This is a genomic window from Sphingomonas sanguinis (genome assembly GCF_019297835.1).
Taxonomy (GTDB): Bacteria; Pseudomonadota; Alphaproteobacteria; order Sphingomonadales; family Sphingomonadaceae; genus Sphingomonas; species Sphingomonas sanguinis_D.
The window spans coordinates 3,016,771-3,031,171 of sequence record NZ_CP079203.1 but is presented as its reverse complement, the minus strand read 5'-3'; the positions used below and the strand labels follow the sequence as shown (position 1 = coordinate 3,031,171).

Annotated in this window: 17 protein-coding genes; 8 read left to right on the top strand and 9 right to left on the bottom strand. The window is 66.1% G+C overall.

The features are described from left to right. Positions 1–34 precede the first annotated feature (34 nt). From KV697_RS14205 to KV697_RS20150, 3 genes are all read right to left on the bottom strand, one after another. Positions 35–943, bottom strand: a complete 909-nt coding sequence (locus KV697_RS14205) for a hypothetical protein (protein WP_219018747.1) — start codon at positions 941–943, stop codon at positions 35–37. Beyond that, entirely contained in the window at positions 940–1,314 is a 375-nt protein-coding gene (locus KV697_RS14200; protein ID WP_219018746.1) for a hypothetical protein, read from the bottom strand. Before KV697_RS14200 ends, KV697_RS14205 begins: the two co-directional genes overlap by 4 nt. Before the next feature lie 118 nt (positions 1,315–1,432). After that, positions 1,433–1,555: a hypothetical protein gene (locus KV697_RS20150; protein WP_257575351.1), complete on the bottom strand. Its 123-nt coding sequence runs from the start codon at positions 1,553–1,555 to the stop codon at positions 1,433–1,435. 278 nt (positions 1,556–1,833) lie between these two features. Here KV697_RS20150 and KV697_RS14195 point away from each other — a divergent pair, with 278 nt between their 5' ends. After that, positions 1,834–3,105, top strand: a complete 1,272-nt coding sequence (locus tag KV697_RS14195) for a hypothetical protein (RefSeq protein ID WP_219018745.1) — start codon at positions 1,834–1,836, stop codon at positions 3,103–3,105. Here KV697_RS14195 and KV697_RS14190 read toward each other — a convergent pair. Together KV697_RS14190 and KV697_RS14185 are read right to left on the bottom strand one after the other, a co-directional pair. Beyond that, positions 3,064–3,963 carry a hypothetical protein gene (locus KV697_RS14190; RefSeq protein ID WP_219018744.1) on the bottom strand — a complete coding sequence of 300 codons (900 nt, stop codon included), beginning with the start codon at positions 3,961–3,963 and terminating at the stop codon, positions 3,064–3,066. The genes KV697_RS14195 and KV697_RS14190 overlap by 42 nt on opposite strands. Positions 3,964–4,281: 318 nt before the next feature. Further along, positions 4,282–4,569, bottom strand: coding sequence for an ArsR/SmtB family transcription factor (locus KV697_RS14185; RefSeq protein WP_219018743.1), 288 nt, complete (start codon positions 4,567–4,569; stop codon positions 4,282–4,284). Positions 4,570–4,704: 135 nt separating this feature from the next. On the opposite strand from KV697_RS14185, the gene KV697_RS14180 reads away from it, so the two are divergent. The 3 genes from KV697_RS14180 (at position 4,705) to KV697_RS14170 (ending at position 7,040) form a co-directional block, all read left to right on the top strand. Further along, a complete protein-coding gene (locus tag KV697_RS14180; protein ID WP_219018742.1) occupies positions 4,705–5,445 on the top strand; it encodes a hypothetical protein in 741 nt (246 codons plus the stop codon). Then, positions 5,442–6,350, top strand: a complete 909-nt coding sequence (locus tag KV697_RS14175; RefSeq protein WP_219018741.1) for a 3'-5' exonuclease — start codon at positions 5,442–5,444, stop codon at positions 6,348–6,350. The genes KV697_RS14180 and KV697_RS14175 overlap by 4 nt, the downstream gene beginning before the upstream one ends. 243 nt (positions 6,351–6,593) lie before the next feature. Then, positions 6,594–7,040 (top strand): hypothetical protein, encoded by a 447-nt coding sequence (locus KV697_RS14170; RefSeq protein WP_219018740.1) that lies wholly within the window; start codon positions 6,594–6,596, stop codon positions 7,038–7,040. Between the two features lie 868 nt (positions 7,041–7,908). Here KV697_RS14170 and KV697_RS14165 read toward each other — a convergent pair. Next, positions 7,909–8,376, bottom strand: a complete 468-nt coding sequence (locus KV697_RS14165) for a hypothetical protein (RefSeq protein WP_219018739.1) — start codon at positions 8,374–8,376, stop codon at positions 7,909–7,911. Positions 8,377–8,524: 148 nt separating this feature from the next. Here KV697_RS14165 and KV697_RS14160 point away from each other — a divergent pair, with 148 nt between their 5' ends. The 4 genes from KV697_RS14160 to KV697_RS14145 all read left to right on the top strand — a co-directional run bounded on the left by KV697_RS14160 (position 8,525) and on the right by KV697_RS14145 (position 11,186). After that, complete coding sequence (locus KV697_RS14160; protein WP_219018738.1) at positions 8,525–9,175, top strand: hypothetical protein; 651 nt, start codon at positions 8,525–8,527, stop codon at positions 9,173–9,175. 11 nt (positions 9,176–9,186) lie between these two features. Beyond that, positions 9,187–9,636 (top strand): hypothetical protein, encoded by a 450-nt coding sequence (locus KV697_RS14155; protein WP_219018737.1) that lies wholly within the window; start codon positions 9,187–9,189, stop codon positions 9,634–9,636. Between the two features lie 10 nt (positions 9,637–9,646). Beyond that, complete coding sequence (locus KV697_RS14150; protein WP_219018736.1) at positions 9,647–10,069, top strand: hypothetical protein; 423 nt, start codon at positions 9,647–9,649, stop codon at positions 10,067–10,069. A 274-nt stretch (positions 10,070–10,343) separates the two neighbouring features. Continuing rightward, the gene (locus KV697_RS14145; RefSeq protein WP_219018735.1) at positions 10,344–11,186 is read left to right on the top strand and encodes a hypothetical protein; all 843 of its coding nucleotides are present in this window, start codon (positions 10,344–10,346) and stop codon (positions 11,184–11,186) included. A gap of 467 nt (positions 11,187–11,653) precedes the next feature. Here KV697_RS14145 and KV697_RS14140 read toward each other — a convergent pair whose 3' ends face one another. The 3 genes from KV697_RS14140 to KV697_RS14130 form a co-directional block, all read right to left on the bottom strand. Next, positions 11,654–12,421, bottom strand: a complete 768-nt coding sequence (locus KV697_RS14140) for a hypothetical protein (RefSeq protein ID WP_219018734.1) — start codon at positions 12,419–12,421, stop codon at positions 11,654–11,656. 214 nt (positions 12,422–12,635) lie between these two features. Beyond that, the gene (locus KV697_RS14135) at positions 12,636–13,475 is read right to left on the bottom strand and encodes a hypothetical protein (RefSeq protein WP_219018733.1); all 840 of its coding nucleotides are present in this window, start codon (positions 13,473–13,475) and stop codon (positions 12,636–12,638) included. A 5-nt stretch (positions 13,476–13,480) separates the two neighbouring features. Further along, positions 13,481–14,212 carry a hypothetical protein gene (locus KV697_RS14130; RefSeq protein ID WP_219018732.1) on the bottom strand — a complete coding sequence of 244 codons (732 nt, stop codon included), beginning with the start codon at positions 14,210–14,212 and terminating at the stop codon, positions 13,481–13,483. Positions 14,213–14,401 lie beyond the last annotated feature (189 nt).

Genomic DNA, 14,401 nt, shown 5'->3' with positions numbered 1-14,401 from the left:
GCCCTTCAGCCCGCGGAGACTGTCCAGCACCGGGTCAGAACCAGATGCGCGGGGTGAAGCTGGGACGCGGCAGCAGTTCGACAGGCGATCCGTCGTGAAGACGACGATCGAGGTCGAAGCGTACGCGACCTTCGCAGATGAAGGCGTGCGCGAGGGCGGTTCCCTCCTGACGTACGTCGGACAGCGCGGTCCGCAGGCGTCCGAAGGTCGAATGCGTCGTCTCGCGGGCCAAAAGATCGAAGGCCGCGCGGTGGTCGTCGCCCACCCGTTTGGTCTTGTGGGCCATTATGGTGCCGAGGTTGATCTGGCGTTCACCGCCGCCCAAAACATCGGCCTCGTAGATGACGCGGAAGCGCCAACCCAGACTCTCGACCACCTTCCGGACGGCGGTCATCCTGGCGCGCTCGCCGACGTCGCCCAGGTAGGACATGTCGGGCTTGCATTCGATCGCCTCGATGACGTCGGCTTGGCCCACGCGGACCTGCCTGAGATGGTCGCAGATCCACTCCCTCATGGTGTTACCCACCATCACCCGCATCCGCATGGCCTGCGTCCGGAAGGCGAGGACGTCGTAACGGACTTCGCTCTCCCGAATGAGGAGGTACTCGACGGCACCTTCGTAAGGGTTGGACAGGCCGGTCTTGATCGATGCCTCCTCGCCGACGAAATGGCTATGATCGGCTCCGATCACGGTCCTGATGGGCCCCCCGTCGTCGGCCACGTAGATCCTGGCCGCCGGGACTGATGCCGCCGCTGCGTCGGTACCGGCTACGACCAACCGCAGTCGCCGTTCGGTCCCGGCCGCCGGCATCGGCGCGAGACGATCGCGGTCGCTCGCGGAGGCAGATGCGTCGGCCTCGAACGCGGACGCGTCGGCGTCCCGTGTCGACCCGTGCCGATCCGATCGCCTCGATCTCACCGGACGTGCCGCATCCACGATCATCCGACGTTCTCCGGCAGTACGGGCCGTGCGCGGTCCTGCCGGACGGCGAACTCCAGGGCTGCGAGCGTCATCAGCCGGCGTTCGAGCAGCAGCGGCCCATTCCGATCCCAGGCGATCTCCTGAAGGATGAGGACGTCGGGGTGTGGGCGCGCGTCACCCGCGACGTAGAGGCGTCCCGCCAGTTCGAACGGTTCAGCCGCCAGCAGGCGAAGCATGATCGCCGCGATGCTCGAAGAAGACACATCGGCCGGGAGGCCGTGCACCTCGGACTGATCTCCGTCGGCGGGATCGATACCGTCGTCATCGACGTGCCGATCGTGAATGATGCTCGGTTCGACCTCGATGGTCGTCCCGTTGTCGTAGCTGTCCAACACTCGCGTTATCCTAATCCAGGGCTTGAGGTGGCGCGACCGCTCGATTGCCGTCCGCCGGCACGGGTCGCGCTGATCGACGTCCGATCCCTCAGGGCCGGACGCCGGACGCGCCTCGTCAGACGTCGTTCGTGATGACGTAGAACGGGTCGGCTCCCTCGACCGGAACGGCCGTGATCTTCCCGTCGGCGAGCAGCAGGGTGGTGCCTTCGTCGGGCAGGGTGAACGAGCACCCATCCACCGTGCGGAGAGCCTCGTGACGGAGTTGCGACCGACGCCGGTCGATTCTCGTCCACCTCTGGTGCCGGCCGCGCACCGGCCTCCGGGCTCGGCCACTTGCCCCGTTGACAGACATGTCCCTCATAACCACGTTCTCCACAGACAAAACGACACCGTTGCCGAAAGTCTGTAACGAACAATCGCACGACGAAATCGGATGTTCCACACTTATCCCGATGGTATTAGCGGTTTTAAAGGATAATGTTGCGTTTCGGCCACATGTCGGGTAGACGCTGCGTCATGCTGCCGGAGACACCAACCCTTTCCCAAGTGCATGCCGTGGTGCTCGAACTCATGCCGAGGCCAGAGGGGGCGACCAGTCAGGAAGCGGCTGCATGGCAGGACGACGTGCGACGTGAGATGGCGCTGTATTCGGCGCTCGCGCCCGAGCTTCGTTCCGCCGTCGACAAGCGGCTCCGGGAGATCTCGCGCCTGCCTCCCGCCACGGAACGACGGACGCAGCACGTCGTGGATGCGGCGAAGGAACTCGGTCTCGGTCAGAGCGCGATGTACGGCCTGCTGAAGCGCGTGTCCGATTCGGGACCGATCAGCGGTCTGGTTCCGGGCCGCCGGACCAGGATCAAACCCTCGGCTGCGCGCGACGGGTTCGGTTCACCCATCGACGAATGGATCGCGACCGTGATGTCTGAACAGCCGGACATCTCTATCGCCGACGTATCGCGATGGATCACGACCGGGATAAAGGACCTGAGCGCACGCGGCATGGAGGCACCGAAGGCTCCGGCGATGAGCGCGCTGCGTGAGCGCGTCCACGTTCTGCGGAATCAACGCCCGAAGATGGTTGATCCTCTCCGTGCGGGAGGTGAGCTTGTCATAGACCAGTGTCCGCTGAATCTATCGATCAGATTTGACCACCAGCGGCGCGGTGCGACGGGTCTGTTCATCGTGGATCGCAGCACCACGATCGTTCTGGGCGTCGGCATCTTCGTGGAGAAGCGAGCGGACGTCGGTCTGACGATGGCTGTCCGAGACCTGCACGGCAGGCTGCGGTCGTTGAGGAACAAGGGGTTGATACTTCCGACCCAACCGACGACCGTGTTTTGGGTAGTGCCCCCGATCCTCACCTCCCATCTCGTCGAAGTACGGAAGGCTGCCGCGTCGATAGGGCCGATCAGCTTGGTGTGCAGTCTTGGTCGCAGCGGTGCCGAACTCACGAAGCTGATCGGAGAGCGACTGGGTCCCTATCGTCTGATCCCCCGCGCGGTCCTCGACGACTATCCCATGGAGAGCGGAGAGCGGATGCGGTTCGTCGACCTCGACGCTGAGGACGTTCAGATCGCCTTGGACGGACTCCTCTTCGAAGTCGACAAGCGCAACGACCGATTGCTCGGCGACCAGACGATGCGCAGCGATTCGGAGGCCGAGGACGATCCCCGGGTCACGGACTACGCGGAAGTCATCGAACGGCTCTTCGGACGGATTTCGTACCAGACCCCGATCAGCTATCCTTCAGGATCGCGGTTGGGTCGGATAGGACGACCGACGGGCTGACGCATGCCGATCGATCAAGTGGTCTACGACGCATCGCGCAGTCCCGAGGTCGACATGGCTCGCTCCGACTGCCGCATCCCCTCGCCGCTCGACCAGTTCGATGCGCCCGAGGCGGGACCCTACGGCCGCCCGGACGATCGCGCCCGACCGTCTTCTGTCGTTGAGTAACGGCGTGAAGCCCCAATCGCGTGCGATCGCAGCGATGTCGATGCCGTGGGCGCACCTCTCCGCTTCGGCGATCGACAGGGTTCCGATCGAAGCCCCACCCAACGCGAACATGTCCCGCACGTCCGAAGCGCTAGGATTCCCCGCCGTGAGTGCATGGGTGCTCAACACTCCGTCGCGCATGTCCACGATGCAGGAGAGAACGGCCCGGCAAGGCATACCGTCGCCCCCCGGGACCACGAGTTCCAGAGCCGTCCGGTCGAAGGCGAAGTCGTTGGTCAGCCGTACCCTCTCGCCGATCGCCGTACCGGCGCCGTTCCTGCCGTAACGCGTCCGTACGATCTGGCTCGTGGCCAGCGGCACGCCTCGGGCACGGCAGAGTTCGCGCGAGCGTTCGAGCACCATCGAGAGCGACGCGCCCGCGCCCAATTCGTCCATCGCATCGGAAACGGCGTCCAACGTGCCCTCGTGGACGTTCCATGCTCCCACGCGATCCGATCTGCCTTCCGACTTCACGTCCGCGACCGAGTAGGTCCGGGTCAATCGGTAGAAGAGGGATCGTCCGATCCCGGCAGCAGCGGCGTGTCGATCGACCGACTCGACGGATCGATCCCCTTCCTCGAGATACCGACGGATCGCTGCGATCCTGGTGATCGCACGCGACCAGGTGGCAGGTGGCGCATCCGCCAGCATTCTGCAGAGTCTCTCGTCCATTTTTCGTCTCCAACGCGATTGCGTCGGCAGAGCCGGACGAATTTCAGTCTAGCTCGCCCTCGGAAGGGGCCGCTTCGATCAGCGAACGGCTCTCCGTAGGAACTTCCTCATGTCACCCGCAGAGGATGATCGACCGCCGGTTGCGTGAGGGATCGTCATCGAGACGAACGCGCGATCGACTCCCGGGGGTGACAGGTCGTCCCTATTGCCCGTGCGCGAACCGGCACGCACCCTGGAACAAGGATCCGGCGTACCGCTCTTCGGCGGGCAGACGATCTGCCTTGCCTTCCTTCGGGATCACGACGTTCGGAACGCGAGTCCCTGGACGGTCAAGGCGACCTCCGAAAGCCTCGTCGGATCGATCCGGTAGTTGACGTCACGCCCATGCTTCTCGCTTCGAACCAGTCCGGCGGCCACGAGCGGTTGCAGATGGTAGCTGATCAGCGTCCGCTGCACGCCCTGCTCCTCGGCCAAGGCGGTGGGACCCCGCCCCTGCGAACCTGCGCGCACGAGTTGCCGGAAGAGGGCGAGTCGCGTCGGATGGCCAAGCGCGGCAAGAGCCATGGACAGGAGCTGATCTTCCATGAGCCAGATATATTTGGCGCATAGGAATTCGACAACGAGGACGATAAAATAAAATGCGACAGTTTTTATTGACGTATCGTTAACCTTTCCTATTTTCAGACCACGGGCAACCGACGCCCGCGCTCTCAGGAGGTCATGACGATGGAAATGCAGCAGATCGACGCCGTGGACGCCTCGGCCACCTTCCCGGAGACGATGGAAGGTTCGTCGGAGGGCTGGAACCTCGACCCGCTCGAGGCGGACGCTCCCACCGATCAACTGGTCGTCACCACCCGCCGCCGACTGCTGCGCCTCTCCATCGCCGCGACGGACGTCGGCGTCCGGTTCGCTCGCGAGGGCATCGAGCATGATCCGGCCGCATGGATGCTCGCGCCCCGGGCGGTCTTCGACGATCGGACGCCGATCGAAGCGTGCCAGGAACTGCGGGGCTTCAACCGGAACGTACTGCTTCACGGTCTCGGTCTCGGGCTGGACGCGGACCCCCGCGGTCTGGATGATCTGCTGTCCGATGAATTCGTGGACGTCGACGCCGCCGGGGTCGAGACGAGGGACGACGTCATTCCCTTCCCGATGTCGCGGGATCCCCAGTTGCTCACGTGCTGGGTCGACGCGGATCGGGACGGCTCGCGCGTGTTCGGTTTCTGCGCGCTCGTGACCCGTCGACCGGCGGAACTCGTGGAGCGGGTGGTCGCCAGGTTCGGTGCCGACGCGGCGGCCGCCGCGACCTATCGCGTGGGCTTCGACGAAACCACCGCGCTCGCCACGGCGATGATCAGTCCGGCCATGGCGGACACGCTGCTGCTCGTGGCCGAACGCCCCGACTCGCCCCTCGGGGACGGCCTCGACGTGGTCGTAGAACAGCGTTTCCACGCGTGACTGCTGCCCGAGCCGACCTCATCGGCGTGCCGATCGAGGCCGACGTCGTCGCGCGTGCGCTCGATCGTCATGACGACTACCGCGTGCTGCGCCGCATCAGGCGCATGGACCGTCGTTCCTCCCGGATCGGTGTCGGGCGATCGCTGATCGGCATCGCGGTCGACGTCGAGACGACGGGTCTGGACCATGCGCGCCATGATGTGATCGAACTCGCCGTACAACGGTTCCGCCTCGATGAGATGTTCCGGATCGTGGAGACGGGACGTCCGCGCAGCTGGCTCGAACAACCATCCGAGCCAATTCCTCCCGGCATCACCAGAGTGACGGGTCTCACCGACGTCGACGTGGCGGGGCGGGCTATCGCGGACGGCGAGGCGGGCTGCATGATCATGACGGCCGATTTCGTCGTCAGTCACAACGCGGCCTTCGACCGCCCCTTCGTCGAGAAGCGGTTGCCGCTTGTTGCGGGGAAGCCGTGGGCATGCTCGTTGGCCGACATCGACTGGCGGGGCATTGGTTTCGGCGATCGGACGTTGTCGGCGTTGCTTACGCGGATGGGCTGGTTCTACGACGCTCATAGGGCCGAGGTGGACGTCGCCGCGCTGCTGCACCTTCTCGCGCATCCGCTCGACGAAGGCGGCGGTACGGTCGCCAAACTGATGGTGGAGCGTGCTCGGAAGCCGACATGGATCGTCGATGCCGTCGAGGCGCCCTTCTCGGCAAGGGAGGTCTTGAGGGAACGCGGCTATCGCTGGGATCCGGCGCGTCGCGTCTGGTCGGTGCAGGTCGCGGACGAGATCAAGAACGCGGAGATCGAATGGGCGAGCCTTATGCTGTACGGCGGACGGCGGACGCCGAACACACGAAGGATCACGTGGGAGCAACGCTACGCAGCTACCGTATGACCGCTCTACCGTACGACGGAGATGACGCGGGGAGCAGCTCCTGATCCCCAATCGAGGCGATCCAGGTTCGATGATTGATGTATCGATCCGGCGTTCATCTTACACGGATCCGTAGCCTGATTGCCTGAAACGATCGATGTCGTGCGCCATCCTTTCTCGGAACGATGCCGGTGTCGATCCTTAACCTTCGCAGTTCGTCAATCTATCTCCGCCAACAAGGCGGGATCGACACGGAGACGACCGATGATCTGCCCGATCTGCAACGAGCCTGCTTCACGATTGGTGCCCCACCACGACCACATGCGTGACGAGGTCGAGAGCCGGCTGAGGGAATTGGTCGAACGGCGCGACCCTCATCAGTGGGGACCGGAAGTGGATCGCTTCCGACGGTCCGGTCTGATGTCCAGACAGCGCTTTCCCGGTGAGGTGGACATGTGCGACCCCTGCAATACGCTCGAGAACGCATGGAAGCGCGGCAGCAATCGGGGCGGCGGCTTTCTGCCGCGCACGTTCTCCTTGACGCCGGACGAGATCCGACTCGCCCGCGCATCGAAGGCGAGCAGCGGGATGGAGGCAACTGCGACATACGTCCGCTCGATCTGGATGGCGGAGAGGCGGCGGCACAAGCGTCTGCGACGCTTGGCGAGGGCTTTCGCGGAGAGGTACTTCGCGGGTATCAACCGTACCTGACGGCGGGCTGGAGCGTCGGCGATCGCTGATCTGTTCCTCTACGCGTGGGAGATCCCTTGCGATGGGCATGGACGTGTTGACCTGATGCGTCGGGAGTCGACAGCCTTCCCACCAGCTCGCCGGATGCGGTCGGAGGGTCGGTCGCGAAATCGTTCAGCCCCCGGACGCAGGACCCAGACGTCTACCGTCCTGGTCTTCGGCTGTGCGCCGCCGACGGTAGCGATCCGCGACACCTGAGCGGGAGCCTGGCTCATGCAGCGGGCCGCATGGGTGGACGACTTGCTGCTCGACGACGCCTGAAGACTTCGGCACTTCGTTTCGAAGACGCGATAGATGCCGGATGCAAGCGTACAGCGCGGGCTCGTGAAGGCCTACGACGTCCTAGAGGACGATGCGCACCCCGATCCCCCTCTCCTACCGCCGCCGATCGAAGATCGGCTGACCGGCGGCGCCCGGGGACGTGTCCGCTCCGGGTGGTGGCGACGTCGGCGGACCGGTCGTCATGCCGCTCGGGAACCCGCATGGTCGGCGATGTCGGGACGAGCAAGGGCACTTCGGGCCGGATCGATCCTGACGAAGCCCGTTCGCCTCGGCTCCCGACCATAGGGACGTGCAGGGGTGACATGCATGTCACCCTAGGGTGACGTACGTGTCACCCCTAACAGAACAATCCATCGGAACGGATGTCGTCAGCCGCGCATCCGATCGCATGACGTGTCCGTAAGCGCGCCAGCGCTTCATCGCGGACGTCCGTCCTGCCGGATCCGTTGGACGGGACCGGACGGAGCTTCGGCACCTTGCCGGCCTTCCAAGCGATCGCACACATGGCGATCGCGTAGGGGCACGAGGCCGTGACCGGCGGGCTCGATTACGAATGACGGCGATCCGCGCCGAACATGCCGTCCGCGCGCTTCACGGATTGATCGCGCCGAAGTTTTCCTATTAGAACGATGCCGTTCGCCAGCAGGCGGACCGAGGCGTGAGAACCTCGCAGATGGTAGCCGATCGCCCGGACGAAAGACACTTTCGGCCGGGGAGCGGGCGTGCATGTCCAGGGCCCTTCGGGGCCTAAAGACGCTCGCGCCTGTTCTATCTGCAGGTTCTCAATCCCCGGCTCACGGGCCGGCACCGCCTCGTCAACTGGGGCGGTGCCGCCGGCTGCGAAGCCGAGCGGCGCCGACGCGAACGGGAACTCGTGCGTGGGTCGATACGGGGGATGCCGCGAGGGGCGGCTGACGATCATCGGAAATTCCGCGGCGACGGCCTCGACCGCACCGCCTGCCGCGCCCGGCGGCGATGCAGGCTTCGGGTCCGCCAGTGCTGTCGGCACGCGCACCGGTGTGCCCGAACGCGCACCACCGCAGCACCGGTTCGCCGACAGGACCCCGCCGACGCCGTCGACGGCTTCTGCTTCGTCTCGCTCCCCCTGCCCAGGTCCCGAGCACCATCCCCCATCCAGCAAACCTCATCGAAGGAACCACGCCTTGAAGCCCACCGACACCCTACTGATCGTCGCCGTCCTGACGATTGCGGTACCCGCAGCCGCGGCCCCTGCGCCCGCGGGCATGAGCCCCCTGAGAATGGACGTAGCGGGCGTCCGACTTGCCATGCCCATCGAGCAGGTCCGGACCGCACTCGCGGCGGCATCCTACGCCTGCACGCCCTTCGGCAACGAGGCGGACTTCGCCGCGCGGGTCGCTGCCGAGGTCAAGGATCGAACCGGCGCGAAGGGTAGCGTTCCCTACACCAGCGGCACGATGCAGCTCGATTGCAGAGGGCCGAACGGGGAAGGTCTGACGATCCGCTTCGCTCAGGTGCGGTCGGGCTCCATCGTCGATAACTATTCGCTGCGCATCGACGGGAGGACGGTGGATCTGCCCGAGTTACGCAGGCAGCTGGCCCGCAGATACGGACGTCCCATGGTGGGCACCGAACTGAGGGGGTCGTGGTGCGACGCCGGCTACCGCTGCGGCGAGAGCATGGTCTTCAGCGAGGGGCCGACCGTCATCATCGACACGACGAACGCCGTCACGATCAACGCCACCCGCGGCATCCGCGCCGAGAAGGCGGACGATGCCGCCGTCATGGCGGCGGCCGACCGGCAGGTGCCCAGGAAGACGCGCGCCGCCTTCTGAAGGAGACGTAGATGCCCTATATCATCGGCATGATCCTCGGCGACGCGCTCGCGAGGATCGGCCTTTTCCGTGCCGCCGGTGCCGCCATCGTGCTCGCGGCGGTGGGCTTCCTCACCCATCGCCTGGTGGAGGCCAACCTCGGCCCCGAGCATGCCGTGACGGCGGCGGCCACCGCTCCGATCCTGCTGTTCGGCTGGGCGGTGTGGAACCCCGCCGCCTCCCGCTTCCGACTATGGATCGTCGATGGGGTCTATCTCGCCGCACGCCTCGCCATGTGGTGGTTCGCGCTCGGCTTCGCCGCCGGTCTGGCCGGTGCCGGCTTCGAGGTCGCGCTCTGGCTCACGCAGGAATGGCCGCAGGCCGTGACCGCGGTGGTGTTCTGGGCGGTCCAGCGGGTGCTGGCGGTGCAGACCGCGAGATCGCACCGGATCATGGGCGATCGCAGCGTGGTGCAGGTGTAGGATGGTGCGCATGGGCATCCTGTCCGCGCTCGTCGCGTACCTCGTCACTGCCCCAGGGACGTACGCGCCGGTGGAGCGGCGCGGACCACTCGAGGCAACCACCATCCGCGACTGGCGCCGCGCCCGGATGGATGGAACCGGCTGCTACTGGTCGGCCCGTCGGGACGGCCCGGTCCTGTTCGCCGCCAACGGACGAATCGGTATCACGAGGGTTGCTGGTCGCGTCATCATCCTCGAGCCGGTACCGGGCGCACGCGATCTGTTCCCCTTCACCCACGACGAGTGGCAGGCCCCCGGATTGCGGATCCGGGTTCTGGACACCGCCGTCGTCCGAGCCTCCGGATACGAGACGGTCACCACCGACGCTACGTTGAGGGTGCGGTCGCGGGGTCGGACGTTCGAACTGAAAGGGTCGATGATCTGCGGCTCATGATCGGGACGGAAGCCCGGCGAGCGTGTCGGGCGGTCTTCGTGCGCGAAGCGGGATGCGATGCGTTCCGGGACGCCTGGAATCCTTACTGCGTCCAGGACGGAACCGGCGATCCTGCCGACGACGATCCCGTCGGCCATGCGCACCGCTCGATGCGCCCGCACTCGGGCGATCGATGCGCCGGCGATCCATGCCTTCATCCGCCGCCCGCAGTCGCACTTTGGTAAGTTGACGGTCCTATACCTCTGCGACGGTCGCTTGCAGGAAGGTACGGACGTTGCAGGGTTTTCAGGAAGCCGGTGGCAGGAACGGCGTCGTCGGCATCTGGATTCTGATAGTCGGTGCAGTACTGTTCATGTCCTGTCTGATCTATCTCTCGACCGATCTTCGCGACGGAGGCGGCTCCGAGCAGAAGCCCGCCACCCAGTGCGAACAGACCGAACCAGCGCTGGACGCGCGTTCCCAGGACGAGAAGAAGGATGCCGCCGACCGAAATGATCAGAGCGACTACGAACGACTGAAGGCCGATGCAGAACATCGTCTAGACGTCCTTTCGTACAGACAGGCGGAAGCCGGCACAGTGGTCGCCTCGCAGGGGGTCGAGGTCTCCCGCTACGCGGCCCGCGTCAGCCTTCTCGGCGTCATCGTCTCCGGCGTAGGCACCCTGCTCTCGGCGGTCGCCGCCGCGGTCGCTGCTCTGGCCTTCTCCGAGAGCCGTCGCGCGAGCGCCGTCGCGATCGCGAGCTTCTCGGACGGACGGAACGCGCAGCGTGCGCTCCTGTCCTGTCGCATCGACTCCGCGCCGACCGGCGACCACCTGGTGATTCGGAACGTAGGCGCGACCCCGGCGAAGCTGACGAGGATGCGGCCGGGCTCGATCCCCACCTCCGCCAACCTGCCCGTCGTCTCGACCGACCTGCGGATGGGACTGGAGCTCGCAGAGCTTCTCGGGCCTGGGGAGGAGGCCATCGTCCACCATCTCGGACCCGCCGTCGACGCGACCGCCGATCGGGTCTTCGATGTCTCCTTCGAGGACGTGTACGGCGAGGCGGCCCGAGTGCAGGCCAGGTTCGGTCCGGGACCGGGTTCGAGAATCCGGAAGGCGCAGCAGCGGGTGTGATGCCGAGATGGGGATCATGATTCGGCCGCGATCGGCATGACGCCCGAAGGCGTCCCCATGATGGCGACATCCGCATTCCGGAGCGCTACCACGGCATTCTGCGAAGACGGATGGTCCACGGCAGGAACACCCGGAAAGCGACCGGTGCGGTTCTGACCATCGGCTCGAGGAGTGCCATCGGTCGCCCGGTTTCGCGGAGGTCGTCATGGAGTGATGGCCCCGCACATGATCGCCCGCTGGATCGGCAGAGCCGTGCGCCGTCGTCGGTTCCCCGGTCGCTCGGCGTCGCTTTCGTCGTGACGGCGCGGTCGGCGGACTCGTGTAACGCATGATTGGGACTCTCCCTGTCGTCCAGACCCGTTTTCATCCGAAGAACAGGCTGCGCTTCATGCGCGATGTCCTCTTCCTCCACGCGACCAAGCCGACGCTCCCCTTTCTGAGTGGAAGGTCGCTCGAACCTCCGCCGCTCACGGTGCGATGAGGAGGGCGCCGTCGGGCAGAGCGGCGCATCCCCGCAGCGTCGCCATGTGGTCCTGCGGATCACCGACGTCGATGAACGGCGTCGAACCCATGGTCACGGGTAGTCTGTCCGCAGGGCGCGCCGCGTTCCATGCGGACACGTGCGTGTGCTCGCCGACGATGTCGTCGAACGCCGCTACCAGCGTTCCGCTCATGCGCCCGACGCCCGGGCGGCCGAGTCCGGACACGAAATCCATGTCGGCGAATCCGATCCCATCGGCGATCCGCAGCCGGAGGTGGTGCCGACCGACGCCGCTCGAGCGCACGACCGCGCGGGACCAGTTGCGGGCGAAGCCGTGGGCGACGGCCCTGGTCAGGTACGACAGGTCTCGCCGTACGATGGCCGCCCGTTCCGACGAGCGAACGGTGATCGGATCGGTCATCCGATCTAGCCAGTGCTCGAGGCTGCGCAGAACGTCGTCGCCGTCGACCACCTGCGCCGGGCGTCGGATCAGGGGCCCGTTCAACATCACCGTGTCGGGAAGCGGCGTCTCGAGCCCCCGCGCGGTCAATACGCAACGCTCGCAGTCGATCGAGACCTCGACCTGCTCGAAACCGCATGCCGATCCCATCGGTGGTAGGGCGATCGCGTCGAACCCGCACGGGCTTCGTCCCAGGATGCGCAGATCGTCGCATATGGCTCGATGCGCATCGGCCATGACGCGGACCGATCGCGCGTGGAGGGGTTCATCGAAGTGCAGCAGCCATTCGCTCATGTCGGATTCCGGAATGATGGACTGTTCGGCGGACGGACAGACGGGCCTACGTTGCGGCGACGGCGGAGATGCGGTTCGGTCGGCGGAACCACGATCCTCGGCCCGGACGGTCACCGGGCGAGGTGTCGGTCGACTGGGTCCAGTATAGGGGGGCCGTCGGAACCAGGCTTCCGGGATGGGGCGATGACGGCGGTCATCGCCCCCCAGGCGTAGATCAGTCGATGTCGCCGAGCGTGGGTCGGCCGATCCTCGGATTCCCGTGCCGACGTTCCGCGATCGAGCCGGCCATCACCTTCAGCAGCCTGTGCGTCAGCTTCGTCGAGTCGTACGCGCTGGCGAGATCGCCCCATGCCTGCCAGCGGTCGACGTGCAGGCAGAGCCAGTCGTAGAAGTCGTCGCGCTGCTCGTCCGTGGCGAACGTGAGGGCCCAGACGGTCTGCAGCACGGGCACCGGGCCATCGCCCCGCTTCGAGAGCACGACGCCGGGTCTTCCGCCTTCCTCACGGCGGAGGAAGGCCGCATCCCAGCCGATCGATTCCCGCTCCAGCCACTCCAACCGCTCGAGGCGTGCCGCTCGGTCCTCCGGACCCCGGCCAAGCTCGCGCAGCATGTCGATCGTCACGGCTGACGGTCGTTCGCGGCGCACTTCGTAGGGTCTCGTCGCCGCCAGCAGGCGCAGGACCGACCATCCCTCCGGCGTGAGATCGCCGATGCCCTCTCCGTCCCGGGCGGCCACGGCCAGCCCCGTCGAGCCCAGCCAGAGATGGAACATGCGCTGGAAGAGCCGGTTGCCGTCGAAGAGGTCGTTGAGCTGCTGACGGTACCCGGGCTCGCGACGCACGGTCGCGGCGAGCACAGCATGGACGAGTTCGAGTATCTCGGGTGACGGGTCGCCCTTCGCGACGGGCATGCCGAGACGATCGTGCCACAGCGCGGCGCGTAGCGAGGGCGACGTCGCGCCGGTCGCATCGTCCAGGTAGACCCTACCGGTTCTCCGGTGATCGATGCGGTACCAGTAGCCCCAAGGCAGTTCGGGATCGATGTCCATGGTCATGATCGTCACCCTCTCGCCCGCGAAGCGTCGTAGCCGGAAGTCGACGAACCGGGATCGGCATCGCGCGGATCGCGTCCCTCCTCGATCGCCTTCAGCTGGACGGCGAGACGGACGCATTCGCGGTATACGTAGGCTTCGGTCCTGTAGACCGGCTCCACCACACCCGCGAGCTGCTGCTGGGTCCGGAGCCGCGCCGCGTCCGCATTCGGCACGAGGTCGCCGATCTGGTTGCAGGAGAAGCCGAACCACCATGCGTCATCATGAGCATGCCCCTTCGCGACGTCGTTCTCGTAGACGGTATGCCTCGCCAGACGAGCGGCCGGGGTCTCCGAAGGTCGGGCCGCGCGACCCGTCGGATGGCAGACCGACACCTCCTCGGGGATCGCCGCCTGGCAGGCTGCGGCGTAGTCGATGCCGCCGTGGACACCTACGAGATGTTCCTCGAAGGCGCTCGTACCGCGACCGAAGAGGGGATGGGTCGGCGGGACCGACACGAAGCCGCACAGGTGTCGGCCGAACGGCGAGCGGCGGATGATGCACCCGTAGCCGGTGGGCATGTCGCGCCAACTGACTTTATCCGCCTCTCCGCTCCACGGCCCGGGATCGGTGGGGTGCACCGCGGGGACGTTGAAGACGGCATCGACCCTGACGAGCTCGCTGCCGCCCTCCATCCTACGGGCGACGTTCCGGGCGGGGTCGGCGACCGTCATCTCACTGCTGATCTTCCGCTTGGCCAAGGGATGACTCCTTCCATCTCTTTCACAGGTCCGGGAGAGATGTGAGGCCGACCCGTCCGGCCCAAATCATTCGGAGGCTCATTCCGCTGATGACGAGGCTCATTCCGTCGACTACGGCCGAGATCGGCCCGCCGTCACGGTATGCCTCCTTCGCATTCGCCGGCGACCGTCCCCGTCGCCGCACCGCTC